20 protein-coding genes are annotated in these 19,488 nt (G+C 44.1%); 3 read left to right on the top strand and 17 right to left on the bottom strand.

The genetic code is table 11. The features are described from left to right. Positions 1-45: 45 nt before the first annotated feature. The 15 genes from KXQ82_RS06175 to KXQ82_RS06105 all read right to left on the bottom strand — a co-directional run bounded on the left by KXQ82_RS06175 (position 46) and on the right by KXQ82_RS06105 (position 13,806). The gene (locus KXQ82_RS06175; protein ID WP_219487283.1) at positions 46-1,020 is read right to left on the bottom strand and encodes a sterol desaturase family protein; all 975 of its coding nucleotides are present in this window, start codon (positions 1,018-1,020) and stop codon (positions 46-48) included. A 153-nt stretch (positions 1,021-1,173) separates the two neighbouring features. Continuing rightward, the gene (locus tag KXQ82_RS06170; RefSeq protein ID WP_219487282.1) at positions 1,174-2,079 is read right to left on the bottom strand and encodes an N-acetylneuraminate synthase family protein; all 906 of its coding nucleotides are present in this window, start codon (positions 2,077-2,079) and stop codon (positions 1,174-1,176) included. Positions 2,080-2,083: 4 nt separating this feature from the next. Further along, positions 2,084-2,611 carry a KdsC family phosphatase gene (locus KXQ82_RS06165; RefSeq protein WP_219487281.1) on the bottom strand — a complete coding sequence of 176 codons (528 nt, stop codon included), beginning with the start codon at positions 2,609-2,611 and terminating at the stop codon, positions 2,084-2,086. Beyond that, the gene (locus KXQ82_RS06160) at positions 2,611-3,414 is read right to left on the bottom strand and encodes an SDR family oxidoreductase (protein ID WP_219487280.1); all 804 of its coding nucleotides are present in this window, start codon (positions 3,412-3,414) and stop codon (positions 2,611-2,613) included. Before KXQ82_RS06160 ends, KXQ82_RS06165 begins: the two co-directional genes overlap by 1 nt. Positions 3,415-3,418: 4 nt before the next feature. Then, positions 3,419-4,756 carry an aminotransferase class III-fold pyridoxal phosphate-dependent enzyme gene (locus KXQ82_RS06155; RefSeq protein WP_219487279.1) on the bottom strand — a complete coding sequence of 446 codons (1,338 nt, stop codon included), beginning with the start codon at positions 4,754-4,756 and terminating at the stop codon, positions 3,419-3,421. A 44-nt stretch (positions 4,757-4,800) separates the two neighbouring features. Beyond that, positions 4,801-5,736, bottom strand: coding sequence for a transketolase family protein (locus KXQ82_RS06150; protein ID WP_219487278.1), 936 nt, complete (start codon positions 5,734-5,736; stop codon positions 4,801-4,803). 1 nt (position 5,737) lies between these two features. Continuing rightward, positions 5,738-6,580, bottom strand: coding sequence for a transketolase (locus tag KXQ82_RS06145; RefSeq protein ID WP_219487277.1), 843 nt, complete (start codon positions 6,578-6,580; stop codon positions 5,738-5,740). A 60-nt stretch (positions 6,581-6,640) separates the two neighbouring features. Beyond that, positions 6,641-7,456 (bottom strand): cytidylyltransferase domain-containing protein, encoded by an 816-nt coding sequence (locus tag KXQ82_RS06140; RefSeq protein WP_219487276.1) that lies wholly within the window; start codon positions 7,454-7,456, stop codon positions 6,641-6,643. Between the two features lie 7 nt (positions 7,457-7,463). Continuing rightward, positions 7,464-8,531 (bottom strand): hypothetical protein, encoded by a 1,068-nt coding sequence (locus tag KXQ82_RS06135; protein ID WP_219487275.1) that lies wholly within the window; start codon positions 8,529-8,531, stop codon positions 7,464-7,466. Positions 8,532-8,732: 201 nt separating this feature from the next. Further along, positions 8,733-9,950, bottom strand: a complete 1,218-nt coding sequence (locus tag KXQ82_RS06130; RefSeq protein ID WP_219487274.1) for an MFS transporter — start codon at positions 9,948-9,950, stop codon at positions 8,733-8,735. Between the two features lie 137 nt (positions 9,951-10,087). Beyond that, positions 10,088-10,837, bottom strand: a complete 750-nt coding sequence (locus KXQ82_RS06125; protein ID WP_219487273.1) for a hypothetical protein — start codon at positions 10,835-10,837, stop codon at positions 10,088-10,090. Positions 10,838-10,987: 150 nt separating this feature from the next. Further along, positions 10,988-11,689 (bottom strand): PspA/IM30 family protein, encoded by a 702-nt coding sequence (locus KXQ82_RS06120; RefSeq protein ID WP_219487272.1) that lies wholly within the window; start codon positions 11,687-11,689, stop codon positions 10,988-10,990. 65 nt (positions 11,690-11,754) lie between these two features. Beyond that, positions 11,755-12,543 carry a hypothetical protein gene (locus KXQ82_RS06115; protein ID WP_219487271.1) on the bottom strand — a complete coding sequence of 263 codons (789 nt, stop codon included), beginning with the start codon at positions 12,541-12,543 and terminating at the stop codon, positions 11,755-11,757. A 252-nt stretch (positions 12,544-12,795) separates the two neighbouring features. Beyond that, on the bottom strand, positions 12,796-13,338 hold the full coding sequence (locus KXQ82_RS06110; protein WP_219487270.1) for a hypothetical protein: 543 nt from the start codon (positions 13,336-13,338) through the stop codon (positions 12,796-12,798). Between the two features lie 15 nt (positions 13,339-13,353). Further along, positions 13,354-13,806, bottom strand: coding sequence for a nuclear transport factor 2 family protein (locus tag KXQ82_RS06105; protein ID WP_219487269.1), 453 nt, complete (start codon positions 13,804-13,806; stop codon positions 13,354-13,356). Positions 13,807-14,026: 220 nt separating this feature from the next. Between KXQ82_RS06105 and KXQ82_RS06100 the strand changes: the two genes are divergently transcribed. From KXQ82_RS06100 to KXQ82_RS06090, 3 genes are read left to right on the top strand one after another with little or no spacing between them, the layout of a single operon-like run. Then, entirely contained in the window at positions 14,027-16,114 is a 2,088-nt protein-coding gene (locus KXQ82_RS06100; RefSeq protein ID WP_219487268.1) for a ferritin-like domain-containing protein, read from the top strand. 19 nt (positions 16,115-16,133) lie between these two features. Next, positions 16,134-17,057 carry an MNIO family bufferin maturase gene (bufB, locus tag KXQ82_RS06095; RefSeq protein ID WP_219487267.1) on the top strand — a complete coding sequence of 308 codons (924 nt, stop codon included), beginning with the start codon at positions 16,134-16,136 and terminating at the stop codon, positions 17,055-17,057. Continuing rightward, a complete protein-coding gene (locus KXQ82_RS06090) occupies positions 17,050-17,895 on the top strand; it encodes an HvfC/BufC N-terminal domain-containing protein (RefSeq protein ID WP_219487266.1) in 846 nt (281 codons plus the stop codon). Before bufB ends, KXQ82_RS06090 begins: the two co-directional genes overlap by 8 nt. 35 nt (positions 17,896-17,930) lie before the next feature. On the opposite strand, the gene KXQ82_RS06085 is transcribed toward KXQ82_RS06090, so the two are convergent. Further along, the gene (locus tag KXQ82_RS06085; RefSeq protein WP_219487265.1) at positions 17,931-18,320 is read right to left on the bottom strand and encodes an acyl-CoA thioesterase; all 390 of its coding nucleotides are present in this window, start codon (positions 18,318-18,320) and stop codon (positions 17,931-17,933) included. Positions 18,321-18,356: 36 nt separating this feature from the next. Next, on the bottom strand, positions 18,357-19,454 hold the full coding sequence (gene aroC / locus KXQ82_RS06080) for a chorismate synthase (RefSeq protein WP_219487264.1): 1,098 nt from the start codon (positions 19,452-19,454) through the stop codon (positions 18,357-18,359). Positions 19,455-19,488: the final 34 nt, after the last annotated feature.

The following is a 19,488-nucleotide window of genomic DNA, read 5'->3' as shown; positions in this document are numbered from 1 at the left end:
TATTAGTGAATGATTAGGTTAAAACCTGCAAGATATAAAATTGTTTTAAACTTCCTGCAATTCGGGTTCGGGGGTTTCAACAGATGGTTGATCAAGTGGATGCTTTGATAACGGTAATTCTCTCGGCACCTGCATCAGCGGCATACCGAACAGCTTCCTGAAAAAGTTCATAAAGTTGGGCCGCAGGTCATAGTACCAGGCAAACCATTTGTACCTCAATAGCTTTTGCTCATCAAAACGCTTTACCGAAAAGGCATGCTGCAAAAAGTAATCGCGCGGATAATCATAATGCAAACCCCAATTTTCAGGTTCGTTACCGGGTTTAAATCCGGGGTCATAAGCCGTTCCGAAAAGGTGATCCCAGATGGCAAACTTAGTACTGAAATTAGCATGAAAAACTTCCACATAGTTAGCATGGTGCCATAGGTGCAGTTCGGGCGTATTAATGAGGTATTTCAATTTCCCCAACTTCACATCAATATTAGCGTGGATAAACATGCCCTGCACAGCATCCAAACAAGCCTTAATAGGCACTACTACCGGGTCTGCGCCAAATAGTATGATAGGCGCGAACTCAATGGTCTGGTTAATAACGATCTCGAGCGCGTGCGAGCGTGAGCCTGCCATAAAATCAACATGCTTGCCCGAGTGGTGTGCCTCATGTGTTCTCCAGAAAAATTTGCTATGGTGCTGAAAACGGTGAAACAGGTAGATATACAGATCGTGGGTTACCAAAAAGAACATCACCTGCCAAAACAAAGGCCAGTTTTTAACAAACTGTATGCTGCTCTCAAAAGGTAAAGCATGCTGTACCGGGGCTATCACATAATCGAATATTAGTATCTTCAATAAAAAGCTCTGTATAATGGTATACCAAACCAGGTCAACCCAAAAGCCATCACGAAAAAAAGGCAGCCCTTTGCGATATGGTGAGATACGCTCCCACGCTATCATCAAAACTATCCAGCAGCCTAAAATTACTGAGCAAATAAACGTTACGTGTTCTAAATCGTACTTCATACGGTTATGTTAGTGCGTTTTAAGTAAAACGTCCAAAATTAACATTAGTATAGCCTATAAAAAATGACTTAGCCACATCTTTATTAAAAATGTGGCTAAGTTTACACTGCATTTACTTATGCAGCCTGTAATTGGCCGCATAAAAATGATGGTTTATTTTACAGGCTCGTTAATGTTTACGCGTAAACGTTTCATCGGGCCTATTTCACTTTCGTATACTTTTTTCACACCATCGCCCATAGCAATCTCGATATCGCGGATATCTTTTACTAAACGCTGGAAACCTCCCGGCTCAACCGAAGCCGCGTGGTCAGACCCCCACATGGCGCGGTCTAATGTAAAGTGGCGTTCAACAAAGTGCGCGCCAATTGCTGCAGCAGCAACAGTGGTAGCTAAGCCAGTCTCGTGCCCAGAGTAACCTATTGGTGTTGTTGGGTATTTAGCAGCCAGGGTTGGGATCATCTTCAAATTCAACTCTTCCGGTTTGCATGGGTAAGCAGATGTTGAATGAGCCATCATTACCGGGTAATCCGGGTTAAATTTAAATACCAGGTTCATGGCATCTTCAATTTCCTGGTTGGTTGACATACCGCTCGATAACATTAAGGGGCGGCCGGTAGCTAATATCTTCTCGATTAACGGGAAATCTGTTAACGAAGCTGATGCCAGTTTGTAAACAGGGGTATCAAAAGCTTCCATAAAATCAACCGAATCTACATCCCAAACAGAAACGAACCAATCTATACCTAAGCTTTTGCAATAGTCGGCTATCGCGCCGTATTCTTCAACGCCAAACTCGGTTTTACGTTTGTAATCGATGTAGCTCATGCGGCCCCATGGGGTATCACGCATAATTTCCCACTGATCTTTGGGTACACAAATTTCGGGTGTACGTTTTTGAAATTTAACGGCATCAACCTTAGCGGCTGCAGCTTCGTCAATTAATTTTTTTGCGATCTCTAATGAGCCGTTGTGGTTGATACCGATCTCGGCAATAATGTAGCAAGGTGCTCCTGCGCCAATGCTGCGTCCGGTATTCAATTTAATCGTTTTAGACATATTTTTACTTTTTTGTTTTGGCCGCAATTATGAGCTCGGCAAACTCTCTGAAACATCCTTCGCCACCTTTTGCATGGCAAATATAATCTACTTTATCTTTAACAAACGAAATCCCGTCAGCCGGGCTGGCGGTTAAGCCAACCAACTTCATAATTTCCAGGTCGTTCACATCATCGCCTATGTAGGCAATCTCTTCAGGTTTTAGCTCGGTTAACTCGGCCAATATTTTAGCCAGCACCGCAGGTTTATCCTTAGCGCCCAAATGCAATTGGGTTATCTTCAACTTTTCGGCACGTTTAGCTACCGATGGCGACATTTCTCCGGTAATAATACCCGTTTCCACATTGCAGATGTTACGCATACGCTCTACAGCCATACCATCCTTAATGTTAAACTTCTTCATCACCTCGCCGTTCTCACCATAATATACGCCGCCGTCAGTTAAAACGCCGTCGCAATCGGTGATCAGTATCTTAACTTTTTCAGCTTTCTGTTGTATCACATCTTCCATCTTACCTCTTCCGTCTTCCATCAGATCGCCGTCCACCCTCCGTCAACCACCAAGTTAGCTCCCGTCATATAAGCCGAAGCCTCACTTGCTAAATAGATCAGCGCGCCCTGGTAATCTGTAGGCTGCGCCATACGGCCCAACAGCGTTTTAGCAGAATAATTGCTTACAAAAAACTCGTTCTGGCTATTCTCTACCCCACCCGGCGAAAGTGTATTTACCCTCACACCTTTTTCGCCCCAGTAAGCAGCTAAAAAACGGGTGAAGTTAATTACCGCTCCCTTGGTTACCGGGTAAGCAGCCGATTTATAGAACGTTTGTTCGCCGCATTCATTGCGGTAGATGCTTTGATCGGGGCCAACCATACCGTAAGTTGAGGCCACATTGATAATGCTGCCAAACCCTTGCTCGGCCATTACGGTACCCAATATTTGCGAACACAGGAATACACCTGTGATATTTACATCGATTGATTTTTGGAAAGCATCCAACGGGTAGTTCTCAAACGCCGACAAGTCCTTAGCCATCGCCGGGTTCTCAAACATATCATTGATAGCCGCATTGTTCACCAAAATATCTATCGAACCGTATTTTGCGATAACCAAATCACGGGCTGCTTTTAGCGAATCCTGACTGGTAACATCAACCCCAATACCGGTGTGATTACCACCCAAAGTAGCTGCAAATTCCTGCGATTTAGCTTCGTTAACATCGGCTACTACTACGTTTGCTCCTGCCAAAGCCAAAGCTTCGCAATGCTTTTTGCCGATGAGGCCCAAAGCGCCGGTAACAATGGCAGTTTTATTTTTTAAAGAAAACAGATCCATCAGCTTAAACCGTTTTTGGTTTGATGTTATAATCGCTCACCTTACGGAAAACAGCCTCTAACACTTCGCCTTTTAAGTACGATTTTACGTTCTTGCTTTCGATGGCTTCCTTCAGCAATGGCATTACATCGCGGTAAGCTGATAAGGTATATTCAATATCCTGATCGCTGTGGCTGTAGCACATGTTATGGAAACCTGCCCAAAGCACACCGCGTTTGATCATTTCCTGTTGCATAAAGGCCTTTACCTCTAAACCGTTACCGGCTTCCGGGGTAAAAGTTACCATGCTGCGGCAGTTATAGCCAATGCAGCGGGTGTATTGGTCAACACCAAACTCAATGGCTATCTGGTTATAACCATCTTTTAATAAAGCACCTTTCTCGTCAAGGTATTTAGGCACTTGCTTGTCGCGAAGTTCGTTTATAGTCGCGATAGATGCCGCTAACGATAATGTTTCGCCACCAAAAGTAGTGTAGCTGAATACCTCAGAGTTAAACAATTCCATCACATCGGCACGACCTGTTAATATTGCTATCGGCATACCGTTAGCACAAGCTTTTGAGAACACAGCTAAGTCAGCCTTAACATCAAAATACTCCTGCGCGCCACCTAATGCAATGCGGAAACCTGTCCACATCTCATCAAATATCAGCAGTGTTCCGTTTGCGGTACAAACTTCGGCCAGCTCTTTCAAAAAGCCAGGCTTTGGTGCCTCAAAAATAAATGGTTCTAATATTAAAGCGGCAACAGTTTCATCCAATGCTGCTTTGATGCTTTCGATATTGTTGTAATCGAAAGTATAAGTCATGTTCTGGATAGCCTCAGGGATACCCGCGTTACGGCTGGTGATACCAATGTACCAATCGTGCCATCCGTGGTAACCACAGCAAAATATCTTCTCGCGGCCGGTAAAGGCGCGTGCCACACGGATAGCGGCAGAGCAAACATCGGCACCTGTTTTTGATATCTTAACCGCTTCCGCGTTAGGAATAACTTCCTTGATCAGTTCAGAATATTCAACTTCCAAAGGGTGCATCAGCGAGAAGGTGATACCTTCTTCCAGTTGTTTTTTTATCGCTTCGTCAACTGCAGGGTAGCAGTAACCTAATGATACCGGACCAATAGCCGCGTTATAATCAATATATTCATTGCCATCCACATCCCAAACGTGCGAACCTTTTCCTTTTTGGATATATTTTGGCGCTACACCTTTAGTCCACTGGCCGGGGCCTTTGGCTAAAGTTTGGGTAACGGGTTTTTGCACTTTTACAGCGCGCTCATACAGTTCGTTCGATTTTTCGATAACCGGATAATCGGCATTGAATTTTATGGTATTTGGCATGTTTTTAATGTTGTAATGTTAAACGTTGTAATGTTTAAATGTTATTATTCAGCAAATTCAGGTGTCGCTATTTCGGGTTGGATAGCGTTGGTTGAGTAGCCCAATATTTTTTCGGCAATTTGTTTACCGGTAAAACCTTCGTAAGCCAGTACATCGGGCAACAAAGCAGGTTTAAACCATTTATCCAATCCGTAAGGCATTACTTTGGCCGCAGTTTGGTGTTTCAATAAAGTTTCGGCAACAATGCTGTATAAGCCGCCTGTATTAAAATGGTCTTCAAGCGTTACCAATAGTTTTGATGTTTTGGCAACTTTAATAATGGCTGCTTCATCCACAGGTTTTAAGCTGCGCATGTTTAGCAAGCCAACTGATAAGCCTTGCTCTTTTAAAATATCTACAGCTATTAAAGCCTGCTCAAACAATAAACCGTAAGTCAGTATAGTTACATCTGTTCCTTCGGCTATTACTTCGGCTTTACCTATTTTAAACGGTGTATGCTGGTAATCTGTTTTGCGGGTGTTGATACGCAGGTAAGCCGGGTTTGGAGAGTTCCAGATGGTTTCTATCATGCCTACTAAATCCTGCTCATCAGCGGCAGCAAATACGGTTACATTTGGTATGCCGCGCATAATAGCAACGTCCTCAATAGCCTGGTGGGTTGCGCCATTACCGTCCGATAAAAAACCCGGGATAAACGCGCTTAACTTTACAGGAAGATTCGGGATACCTGCATCTGTACGCACAAACTCGAAAGCGCGCATGCTCAAAAACGAAGCTAAGGCATGCAGCACCGGGATGCGTCCGCGTAAAGCTAAACCTGCAGCCGCGCCAACCATGGTTTGCTCGGTTATACCGGTATCAACAAAACGTTTGCCCAATTTGGCAGGCAAATTACGTATCAAAGCTCTGTTCTCTGCTGTCATTACAATGAATCGCTCATCGTTTACAGCTAATTCGGTCAATAATTCTTCGTACGACATCTTATCTTACTACTAATGTTTCTGATGTTAAATTTGTTGTCTCGTCACCTGCCAGCTCTTTTAAAAGCGACTCTACCTCTTCGTGGGTAAAGTTGCAGAACCAGCGGTCGGCACGGGCCTGTATGCTTGGCAAACCTTTACCTCGAACGGTATCGGCAATTACCACATTCAGTTTACCTGTCTCGAACGGATAAGCCGAAAATGCCTCGTGCAAAGCATCAAAGCTATGCCCGTCAATACGCTTTACAGCCGCTCCAAAGGCAGTAAACTTATCGTGTAATGGCTCGAGTGGTATCAGGTCTTCTGTTGCCATATTGGCCTGAAATTGATTCCTGTCCACAACAAATATCAGGTTATCCAGTTTATGTGCATTGGCTACCAAAGCGGCTTCCCAACAGGTACCTTCGTTCAACTCTCCATCGCCCAAAATACAAACCACACGGTTTTTACCGCCGCGCATTTTAATATCCAAAGCAACACCTAAAGCTACCGACGGCAAATGACCTAATGAGCCCGAGTGAAACTCGATGCCCGGTATTTTGGTATTTGGGTGCCAGTAAATGTTATCATCAACCGAAAGGTGGTTTTTCAGTCTTTCAACATCCATCAAACCGATCTCGGCAAAGGTGCCATAAAGGGCAGGTACGTCGTGGCCTTTTGAAAGGAAAAGGTAATCACGATCCGGATCGTCAAGGTTGTCTTTATTGATGTTTAAAAAACTGGTGTACAGGTAAACGATCAAATCGGCAGCTGATAATGAAGCGCCCACAAAACAGCCACCATCGGTTGACATGCGGATGATATGCTGGCGAACCTTAAAAGCTATATCGGGTAAATTATTCATACAGAGTATTTTATAAAAAACGCCTGCAAAAAGCGACGTTTGGCAAATATAGTAATAATGTTAAACTTGCTTATTGGATAAAGTTTTTGTCTGCCCGGCACCTACCGTCTTCAACTCGTCAAGGTGGTTACGGTACCAGTTAACACCTGCATAGCCCGAGTTTATCTCGTAAATTTCAGGCTTGCTTTCCAGCAGGCTCAGGATATCATCACATGAAAAATCAGCCTTGGCGGGATATAATTCTTCATACACCAGCTTAATGAAATCATAATCTTCCGGATAATCGATAGTGAACCTGTGCGACATGGAGTAATCCTTCCCTGCCGACCATTCAATATTCGCAATCCTGAATTTACCGGGGTTTTCCCAGATGTATGGCGTAGTGTGCTCCAGTTCTAATTTACGGCTGGCTTCTTTCCAGGCTTTCTCAATGCAGGCCATGGTCATTATCTCCACATCATTACCATCAGGCCAGGTGGCGGGGTGCAGGTTGTTTACAAAATCGTATTCCCCTTTGTGGGCAAAATAGAAATCTAATACATCATCAATAATGCGGGGGTCTATCAGCGGGCAATCCGAAGGTATTTTAATTACCACATCGGCGCCATATTTTAAACCTGCCTGGTAGTGGCGATCAAGGCAGTTATCTAAACTTCCGCGGAAGCAGGGCACGCCTATTTTATCAGCCTCCGTTTGCAAAATGTCATCCTGCTCACTATCCGAAGTAGCGATCACTATCGTAGCCTCATGTTTGATCATTTGCAAACGCTCTATCATGCGTTTCAACAGGGTTTCGCCTAAAATGGGCAATAGTACTTTACCCGGCAATCGGGTTGACGACATGCGGGCCTGTACAACAATAACAACTTTAGTCATATATATCTTAAGCAGAAACCGCTTTTAACACCCGATCATTATCGGCGTATTTAAACAGAACCGGTCTGTATTTGTATTTTTTTACAAAATCTTCTTTAGGGCCTTCAAACTCTAAAAAGGCACGGCAAATATTGGCTATATTTTTTGCCGATGTGCCGCCATTCTGTATAGGGTTTAACCTTTTTAATTCTTTGAGGTCGAAGTATGAATGTACCTTTTTACCCAATGCTATACCGGTATAAACAACGGTAGAGAACTGCGTGATCAGCTCTTCGCAATTGGCTATCATCTCGTTGGTATTACCTGCCTGGAATATCAGCGTATCTGCCGGGGCATATTTCCTGATCTCGGCCTCGGCCCTGTCATATTTTTCGTTGGGATGTAATTTGAACAACAACCGGCGGCCTTTGGCTATTCTAACCGCTTTTTTAATAAATGCAGGCCTGTTCTCAAAACGAAAGGTTTCGCGCATATCCGATGTAGCTACCATTACATAATTATGGTAAGGAAAATCGTTATTGGCAAAGCGTGTCAGGTCATCATAATTAGGCATGCCTGTAACAAACATTTTTGTGTTATCAGAGCCTCGTTTGGTAAAATAGCTTTTATACCCTTCTGATGCTATGCAATACACATCGCATATATTCGATGAGCCGTTTAACGAGGTATTAAAAGACCACCAACGCGGTAAATTTAAAGCCTTTACAATTTTACTGGCCATGGTCATCCTATCAACCATCCCTTCTTGTATCCAGATGGTTTTAGCTGATTGCATCCTTTTCGGGATCAGCAAATCGGAGCAATAAACAATAAGATCGTAATCGTTTATTTGAGCACGGTAATCTATTTGAGCGCCATGAGCTTTAAGGTATTTTTCGGCATTTAACCTGAACTCGTTACCCATAATGGTGCCGTCTATCCAGTTAGTGTGTTTTATGGCGGCATTAATAGACCATGAGTCGGAAAACAAGTGACTAAACCAACAATCGTATTCAGAAAGCTCTGATGCTATTTCGTGCACCTGAATGGTTTGGTTCATAGAACCGGTAGTAAATAATATCTTCTTTCTTCCCATTTCTACACTGTAGATACTTCTCAATAGAGATACAAAATTATAAAAAATCCTACCCTATCTTACAAAATTATTAATTATTAACCCAAAATTGACAATAATTTAATATTAGGTTAAAAAAATGACAGCTTTTGTACTTTCCAATAACCCTTTATAAGACGAAAAAAAACTATAAATGTTACCTTTAAAAGTGGTTTATGTTATCTAAACAACATAACTATTTGTTTTACTGCTATATGTAAACCAGTATAAACATATAAAGCCCAACGCGGTTAGTACACATATGCTACCAACCATCCACCAAAAAGCAACAAAGCCAACATAGCCAATGGCAAGGCCACCCAGGTAAGGCCCAAGCACCTGCGCTGCAGACCATGACATGGTATACAGCGCTGCATATTGCCCCCTGTTATAATCAGTTGTGCGCAATATCCAGAACGAACTCATAAACGGCATGGCAATCATCTCACCCACGGTAAGCAACACGGCTACCAGCATGGCCACAACCGCACCTGCCGGTAATATATTTACTATACTAAACGCAAAACCAATTACCACCGCTCCTATTGCCGCGTATTGCAACTGGTGCCTTTTACCTTCCAGTTTATTCACGATGAGCATCTCGGTAAAGGTTATGATGAGACCGCTCACCGTCATGGTTAAGCCAATGTATGCTTCGGTTAAATGCCATTGCGTTTTATAAAACACAGGTTGCATGGCAAATATCTGGAAGAAGCACATTCCAAAAAGCACGCTTAAGCCAATAAACATAAGGTAAACATGATCGCGATATGCCGATGATGCCTTTTTCTCTGCCTTGCCGATAGCCTTAGGTGATACAAATTTTGTTCGGGGTATGAGTTTCAATAACATAATAGCAGCAAGGATATTGGTACAGCCGTCTACCCAGAATAATAAATGGTAATTAACAGCTGCTATCAGGCCACCAAACCCACTGCCAAAGGCCCAGCCCAGGTTAACAGCTAAACGGTTAAGCGAAAACGAGCGTGTACGAGTTTCTTCGGTACTGTATTCAGCAACAGCCGCGCTGTTTGCCGGCCTGAACGACTCGTTACACATGCTCAATATAAATGTGTTAATCGCAATAGCCAGAAACGTGGTTTGAAACCCCAGCAGCATAAACAATAGGCCGCCGCTTAGTAAAGCAAATACCTGCAGATCATAAAAGCCAAATTTGTCAGTCACCCTGCCACCAATAAATGCACCTAAAACTGCGCCCAAACCATAAATAGCCATTATGCTACCGGCCTGTGCAATATTAAAGTGTAGTTTTTGAGTACAATAAATCGTCATGAAGGGTAACACCATTGTGCCGCACCTGTTAACAAACATTACCGCACACAGGTACCAACTGTCGCGTGACAGTCCGCTGTAGGCTTGTTTGTAGAGGTTGATAAGCATTTTTTAAATGTGCAAATGAGTTAATGTGCAGGTTGCAAATTAATGAATGTGTAAATAAGATGCTAAACTTGTTGAAAAACAAAATAGCGATGAGTTTTAAAACCCATCGCTATTGCAAATAAAACCGAACGATTGTTTTACCACAAAAACAGTGGCACAAACCATATTGGCGATACGTACCACGGATCGTAATAAGGCTCATAGTACTCAACCGTTTCATAAACTACGGTTTCGCCGCCATTATTATTATTGGCATTGTCTTGCTCGCGTTGCTTTATCTCCTCCTGTAAAAGGCCTATCATTAACTCCGAGCCTTGCTTTATCATATCAACCATGGCGTCTTCGCCCACTTCTTCGGGCTTGATAGCTGTAGCGCATATCTCTTCTATCTCTTTCCAGGTATCGTTCGATGCCAAATCCATCTGCCATCCGGCTGATGTGGTATCAAAACGATTTTCGTTGATGAAGGACATAAATACGATCTCGGCCGGATCTACCTTTTTAAACAATGCAACGGCTATGCGCAGGTCGTCAAAACGCTGGTCGTTCTTAAAATTATCCCATTGCGCATCGGTATCAAAATCAAAGTAACGCGCAAAAGCGAACTCACCTTTCTCCAGATCAACAAATGAGAATACATCATACACCTTTAAATACTCGCTGTAGCGCTGCATAAAGTTATCATATGCCTCTTGCCCCTTAGCGGTAATTACATAATACATGCCCGATGTTTGCACGTAACCTTTTGCCATCAGTTCGATAAAAAGCGGTTCGAGCACTTTATCATCGCCATTCCCAATGGTTTGAAATTTATGGTCACCATTAACCAGTTCATTTAATAAAATGATAGCCTGGTAGGTTTTTTTATTGTTATCGTTAATATACATGATTTTAAATAAATTACGTCATTGCGAGGCACGAAGCAATCCTCGACAGATATGTCTGCGATGTGCAAAGCGCGAATAGACTGTTTAGGATTGCTTCGTACCTCGCAATGACGAGTATGTTTTTCTTCCCCCTTCAGGGGGTTAGGGGCCTTAATTTAACAACTTAGTCCTTTTAGCCTTTATCGCATCCAATGCTGAGTTTGATGAACCTTCGCCAAGCGCTTTATTGATTTCCTGCTCGGTTGATAAAGTTGAATCCTCAATCTGAGCGTAAGCTGCCGCACGGAACTCCTGTGCAGATGCACGCTGATCCATCCGGTTCAAAGTAGCCATCAAACCATCGGTATCAACGTTTGATAAGGTTTTGTTTATCTTTTCAGATACCTCGGCTGTTTTAGCCCGGCTTTGTATCATTTTGGCACGGCTTTCAGTTTCGGCTATCTGGTCTTTTATCTGTTTAATTTTCAGGTCCATTACAGCCACAGCGCTTTCTTCTTTTTCGGCCATGCCTTTGTACTGATCAGCTTCTTTAGCCGCGTCGGCATGTGCCTGGGCTGCTTTGGCAGCAAGGTCATTGCCTTGTACTTCGTCCAGTTCTTTCGCTTCTATCTTATCTAACAGTCCATTGGTTTTGTTTTCCCACTCGATGGCTTTGTTGCGTGCCTGTAATTCGTTAGCGCGGTGCTGCAGGGCAAGGGCCTTAATTTCAGCTTCGCCTTGTATGGCTTGTTGATAGTTTTCCCTCAACTCGCGCAGTATCTGGTCTGCCATTTTTGAAGGATCCTCTAATTTGTCAACTGCGGCATTAGCTTCTGCTTTACCTATACGGAATAATCTGTCGAATATGCTCATGATATTTTAATGATTGAATTATTGAATGAATGATTTATTGAATAAATTTATTATTTTTTTGATTATTATCTCCTCCTGCCAAAGCTTGAACGGCCTCCGCCAAAGCTACGGCGAGATGATGAACTACTGCTGCCAAAGCTTGATGACCTGCGTGATGAGCTACCAAAGCTTGACGAACCACGTGATGACCCAAAGCCACCGCTACGTACTTTTTGCGAGTTATCGCGGGTGCCGAATGAACGTTGCGAGCGTGATGAATTGCCTATACTGCTCCGGCTGTATGACCTGTTCACACTTGATGATGGTGTGCTTGTGCGATAATTGGTAACCACCCTGCTGCGCGAATAATATGATGGATAATAACCGTAATGGTACATCGGCATATAATAAGGGTGCGGGCGCATCAGGTAGCTTAACAGTAAAAAATCGCCAAGGCCAAAATGCGAGTGGTACATATAGTTATCACCAACATAAGTTGGGTTACCCTGTATGTTCAGGTCGGCCTGCTGATTATCGCTTGTAGGGTCAACCTTAATACTGGCTACCGTTACCGAGTTATCTTTGCTGATATCGTCAACCACGTTCAGTTGGTTTTTACCGGGTTCGGTTACTTTCAGGTAATCAATATTACCGTCTTTATCCAGGTCCAGGTTATTTATCTGGTTATTGGGGTCGTTTATGGCTTTTTCCAATACCTGCGGGTCGGTGCTCTTTTTAACCATATCGGCTAAACGGTTCACATCAAAATCTGCAGTGGTATTGTTCTCAATAGTAACATTGTTTTGCTCAGGGCGGTTATTACCACAACCGGCAAGGGCAATTACAAAACCGACACTTATTAATATTCTTTTCATTTTAATTTATTGTTGATATTTTTAGGATTGTTGCACTATAAACTTATTGAAGTTGGCAGAAGATGTCTCTTCCCAAATGAGACTGCCGGGTGGTTCGGGTGTTACAAAAAGTATAGCAAAAGCTTTCATTTTTTAATATCATGGTTGATATATACACCAAAGTAACGGCAACATAATTACAGCTACAATACCGCGTAGGTAAACCAAATCTAATTGTCGGTGAACAGATGCTTTGAAGCGGTGAACTATACTTTAGTGGTTTTGTATAAATGAGGGCTGGCTCCTTTCGGGAATAGGCAGCCCGGCCGGGTAGTTGGGGATGATCTTGGTGATGTTTTCTTTTTGCAATGGTGCGGTATCAACAAAAACCCAGTTTTTACCATTATCGGCAGATATAGCTATCAGGGCCGATCGGGCAATGATAGTTCCGCCATTGCCATTCATCGATAAAACATCCGGAACAATAGCGAATATCTCGCTCCCCGATTTTTTAGCCTGCGTTATATTACCAATAGTTAATGATTTAAAAGAAAACCCCTGCGCTTTCATCTGCTCCATACCTTTTTTCATGGTCGCGTTCATTTTAGCTTCCCCGCCCGACATTTGTATGATTGCAGGGTATGTATATTTGGCAAGTACTTTAAAATTACCTGTTATGATAGCATTGGCTGTTGTTTCGGCTTGTTTTTTAACAGCAGCATGCTGAGCAGCACTCAATTGATACATACCCGATTGTGCATCAGCATATCCCGAAAAAAACAAAACGAACACTACTAACAGTTTAAATGATCTCATTTGGGGATGCATAGTTTATTGGGCCGCAGGAGTTGGAACAAGTAATTTATATGCTTGCCTGCCTACCAGTTTCCAGTTACCATGTTCTTTAACAAACACCAGCATAATGCCCAGGTTAACATTGCCCGGCTTGCCGCCATCGTTTGTTTGGGCGGTTAATATGTGGCGCACAATGGCTGTATTATCAACAATCTTAATGGTTTGATTACTGAGTTCGATGGTAACAAAAACAGATTGTTTGCTTGCAATGGTTTCAACAAACTCATCGGCATTTTGAATTTTACCGCTGGAGTGGCCGTAGCTCAGTTTTTCGCAGGCTACTTTTTCCAGATCGGCTTTATTACCGCTTATCATAGCTTTACGCATAAACTCTACAGCGTCTGCCACTTCTTTTTCAGATTTACTTTGCGCGTAAGTAGCTGTAGCGAATACACAAATTACCGACAACAATAAAAACATCTTTTTCATAATTGGTTTTGTTTTTGATGTTTTCAAATATACACGGATAATTTATATCCGGATAAATTTTCTGCATTTGTTTACTCATCGCTAACAGCAAAACACCACAGCTATTAACACCATGTTATATCAATATTAAAATTGATAATATTATTATTTTAGTTTGCTTTACAATAATATTTAGTTAGTTTAGTTCAACCAAAACCAACCCTTAACCTTACCAACAACAATGAAAACCCAGGCAGACAAAAAAGACCTTTTTGACCGCGACCCGTCCCTTTTTGAAACCGACAAGGCGGCGGTAGAAGCCATCGTTCAGGCGGCTGTAAATGTCGAACTATTTACTATTCCGCTGTATATGACATCGCTGTACTCCATACAAGGCGTACACACAATAACCGGCAAAAAAAGCGACCTGTACCAGGGCCGTTTGTGGCCGGGCATGGCGCCTATGTTCAGGCCGGATATACCACAACCCGGAGGTAATATCCCCGAGAATGCAAAAGCTTTTAATACCATATTCAGTGTATTTATTGAAGAGATGCTGCACCTGCAACTGGCATCAAACGTGGCCACCGCATTGGGCATTACCCCCAAATTTACAGAGCTGTCTCCCAAATCGGGCAATTACGCATGGACATGCTATAGCCCAACCAGCACCGTAATACCCGGTATTATTGATTTCCAGGATTGCAAGCCGGTATCCAACGGGGTAAACTATGCTGATATGAAGGTAAAGATAGACGAACTTAACCTGAGCCAGAACGACCTGTTTTTGGCGATAGAAGCACCCGAAGAAGAGGCCAAAGCACGTGTTAAAGAAAGCGAGCTATATAAATACTTCCCGATAGCGCCATTTAAAGGCTGGAAAAAAGGCGATGCCCTACCTATGTTTGGTAGCATTGGCCAAATGTACCAATGCCTTTGGGACTACCTTGATATTACCTATAAAGATGCAGAAGGTGTTGAAACTACCTTATGGGAAAAGATGTATCAACCGGCATCGCTGCAGCAAGACATATTTAATACCGTATCATCCGGCCACCCTTACAAAGAGTTCCAGCAATTGGATACAACTGTATCAGGCTGGCTTCCCGAAAAGGCAAAGGAGCTTGTATTTAGATTGATATGCGCCATTACCGACCAGGGCGAAGGTGCCGGTATTAAAAAGAACCTGCGTGCATCTACAGGCCTGCAAGCTGTGAGCCCTGTTAACCAGGCATCTGATACCGCTTTAAAAGCTGATTACCCATCTTATACCGATGCCGGTAATCCTGCTCCATCATCGCATGCCTTTGCACGTTATGATAACGGCGCGCAAGATCATTATGAACGCTTTGAAGAGATTCGCGATGACCTGAAATCGGGTAAGATAGTAACCTGGCCAACATGGCATAAAACTGTAAGACCCGGCCCTAACAAATGGACAGCGCAGGATCTGATGGGCCCCGATTATGATAAAAACAAGTATAACCTGCCATCAGCCGAGGATGTTTCGGGCGCACTAAACAGGCTAAACAACCCATTGTTGTCCGATGGATCTGTTGACACCGCCAAACGCGATGCCAGCTACAAGCAATTCTGCGAAATTGCTACAGGCGCTATTGCCGGCATCACTACCGTACTCGATCAATACTGGGCAAACAGCGCGGTAGGTTTTCCCTACCCTTCAATGGGTGGCTCGGGCGACAGGCTGATGATGTGCTGGGCTGTTTTCGGTCAGCTCCCCGATCTTTCGGTAGGTGTACAACCGCGTAAGGCAAATACATTGTACCATGCTTGCCAGGGTATGAATTTGAACGAAAATGCACCTGTTGACAATGTTTGTGCCTCTGCCGAGGTATACCATAACTGCCGCGGCTCAAACTCCTGTAAGGCTGAGGGTGGTTGCGGCTTTGTGCAACTGGTTGGCCAGTCAAAAACGTGCAGCTCAAGCGTAAAGGCGGTACAGGGCGGCACCACTGTTCAGGGTGGTTGTGGCTTACCGAAACCTCCGTACAGTGCACCTGCCGATAATATGTGTGGCAGCTTTGGTGGTTGCGCTGTGCCAATTTCGGCATCGCAGATATACCCGCCGTTTACCGATCAGCAAGGCAAGCCCGCAACAGTTGGCGCTATGGAGCTGAACGATTTTACGGGCCCTAAACATAATGTGACCAATATACCCGGCCAGGTAATATTTAAATACGGCGATTTTGTTTACGATATTGCATGGGAAGCTTACACTAAAGTATTGCAAAACCGCGATGCAGAAGCCCCGGTGCCTGTTAAACCACCGGTAAGCGATATCAGGCTGGCATTTCCGCCATCTACCTGATCTGGTTTAAATTAACGACATGAATACACCTGATAGTAAACGCCTGGGCCTGCCAAATTTGGGCCTGGGCGTTGGTTTACGCAGCAAACACTTCGTTCACCTGATGCAGAATGATCCGGTTGTGGATTGGTTCGAGATCATCAGTGAGAACTATATGAACAACTTTGGCTATGCCCGGCATGTGTTAGCGCATGTGGCAGGCTTGCGCCCGATAGTGATGCATGGCGTATCCATGTCAATAGGCAGCACCGACTCGCTGAACCTGGATTACCTGCGCCAGTTAAAAGAACTGGCCGACGAGGTAAAACCCGTTTGGATATCCGACCATTTATGCTGGACAGGCGTAGCTCATTTAAACACCCACGACCTGTTACCCTTGCCCCTTACCCTCGAAAGCCTGCACCATGTAGCCGAACGGGTTAACCGCGTTCAGGACATCTTACAGCGCCCCCTGATCCTCGAAAACCCATCCACTTATATGGAATTTGAGGCATCCAGCCTGCACGAATGGGAGTTTATGACGGAGTTGGTGGCTAAAACCGGCTGCGGACTATTGCTTGATGTGAACAACGTTTTTGTATCGGGCCATAACCATAACTTCGACCCTGAGTTTTATATCCGCAATATCCCGCATAAAGCGGTTGTACAAATACACATTGCCGGTCCAACCGATTGCGACCAATATTACCTGGATACCCACGACCAGCCTGTACCCACACCCGTTTGGCACTTATACCGCTTAGCGCAGGAGTTGACAGGTGGAGTATCCACATTATTAGAATGGGACGCCAATATTCCCGAATATCCCGACCTGGTTGCCGAAGTGAATAAGGCCCGCGAGGTTTTATTGGGTAACTTCCCCGATGTCCCGGTTTACCGCACACGTTTGGCCGACCAGGTTTCAAACCCGGTGGACCATCAAATGCAAACCACGCATGAGTGAGTTAGCCAACATACAAAAGTGGCTCACATCCATTATTGTTAAGCCGGGCAGTATTAACGACAAGATAATAATGGCCGACCAGCACTACGGCCTCAGGCATACCGAGGTGATCAAACCCGCTCCAAACTTTTCATCCGGGGAAAAAATAGGCATATATGCACGTGGCTATGTATTACGGCTGATGGAATGTATGAGTGCCGAATATCCAGCCTTGCAGCACCTGTTAGGTAAAGAGTTGTTTGAAACCTTTGTAAAAGCTTACCTGGTGCATTCCCCCCCATCATCACCAGATCTGTATAATCTCGGTGCAAACTTCGCGGCTTTCTTAAAGGCTTCGCAACCCAAAAACGCGGATAGCAATATGTTCGACCTACCTGTTGAAGTGACCTTGCTTGAGCGTGCCATAGCCGAGGTTTCAAGATGCAAAGGATTAGAAGGCACATCGCAGGAAACTGAAACAGACGACACCGTGCTTTATTTATTTAACACGTCTACTATCAGATCATCCCCTTGCTTAATGCTGTTAAAACTTCAGTTTCCCTTGGCGGGATTTGTCAGATCTGTTCAGCGTGGCGAAGAGGCAACAACACCCCTAACGGGCGAATCCTTTACCGCCATAAGCAGGAAAGATTATATCATTCATATGCACGATATGGAAACATGGCAATGGCAGTTTTTAAAAGCGCTGCAAGATACAAATGACTACATGAGCGCCATAAATAGTACGGCTGATGTTTGTGGAATGGCTAACAGCACCGTTATGGCCGATTTGATGCTCTGGATACCGGTAGCATTAAAGTTTGGTTATATCTATCGGGATGATAATCAGGTTAACTAAAAACACTTTATTCCCCCTTCAGGGGGTTAGGGGGCTTATTCCCGCAAACGTTCATCCGTATAAGTGATCTCCGTTTTCCCATGCGGTATAGGTACTCCGTTATCATCCAGACTTACAAAAACGATCTTATCAATGGTCAGAATAGTTTTCTGATTGATCTTATTCCGTACCTCGCAGGTCAAAGTAATAGATGTACGTCCAAAATGGGTAGCTTTAATTCCCAACTCAATAATATCACCCTGCTTGGCCGAACTCACAAAGTTGATCTCCGACATATACTTCGTCACACAATCGTTGGTACCCAATTGGATAATGGAATAGATAGCAGCCTCCTCATCTATCCAACTCAGCAAGCTACCGCCAAACAGCGTACCGTGGGCGTTCAAATCTTCGGGTTTTACCCATTTGCGTGTGTAGAAATTCATTTTATCGAGTTGTTAATTAACCATCTCGTCGTTGTATTATTGCGGCAAAATCGTATTCCTGTTTCTCAACCAATGATCCGCTATTACCAATGCGGCCATGGCCTCAACAATCGGCACAGCGCGAGGTACTACGCATGGATCGTGGCGGCCTTTGCCGCTTATTTCGGCTTCGTTGCCTTGTGCGTCAACTGTACGTTGGATGTGCATTATGGTGGCTACGGGTTTAAAGGCAACCTTAAAGTCGATAGGCATACCATTGCTGATACCGCCCTGTATACCGCCCGAAAAATTGGTAATAGTCTTAACGCTGCCCAAATGATTCTTTACAAAGATGTCGTTATGCTCCGAGCCGCGCATTTCGCTACCCGAAAAGCCCGATCCAAACTCAAAGCCGTGAACAGCATTGATACTCAGCATGGCTTTGCCCAATTCGGCGTGCAGCTTATCAAAAACAGGTTCCCCTAACCCTACCGGACAATTTTTGATATGGCAGCTTACCTTACCGCCTACCGTATCACCATCCTTACGTACCGAATCGATAAATTCGATCATTTCTTCGGCTGTAGCCGGATCTGCACATCTTACAATATTGCTTTCGCGAACAGCCAAAAACTCTTCGGCAGTTTTGATCTCGATATTCGGGGCATCAATCTTACCTACGCTGCTTACATGCGCCAGTATCTCGATGCCTTGTGTTTTCAATAACAGTTTTGCAATGGCACCTGCTGCCACACGTGCCGCGGTCTCCCGGGCTGATGAACGGCCGCCACCACGATGATCGCGGATACCGTATTTAGTTTGATAGGTATAATCAGCATGCGACGGGCGGAATACATCGGTATTATGGCTGTAATCCTTTGAGCGCTGATCCTCATTCGGTATCAGCATCATAATGGGCGTGCCGGTAGTTTTACCCTCAAACACTCCCGATAAGATACGCACTGTATCGCTCTCTTTACGTTGTGTTGTAATTTTACTCTGACCGGGCTTGCGTTTATCCAACTCGCCCTGTATGTAATCCATATCCACCACTAACTGCGACGGGCAGCCGTCAATGATCACACCAATTGCCTCGCCATGCGATTCGCCAAATGTAGTTATCCTGAATAATTGCCCGAATGAATTGCCTGCCATGGTTTAGTATTTTAGTACGGAGTATTTAGTAGTT

Origin of the sequence: Mucilaginibacter rivuli, from assembly GCF_019391655.1 — a bacterium.
Taxonomy (GTDB): domain Bacteria; phylum Bacteroidota; class Bacteroidia; order Sphingobacteriales; family Sphingobacteriaceae; genus Mucilaginibacter; species Mucilaginibacter rivuli.
Note: the sequence above shows the minus strand (reverse complement) of the source record. Positions and strands in the feature narration are given on the sequence as shown.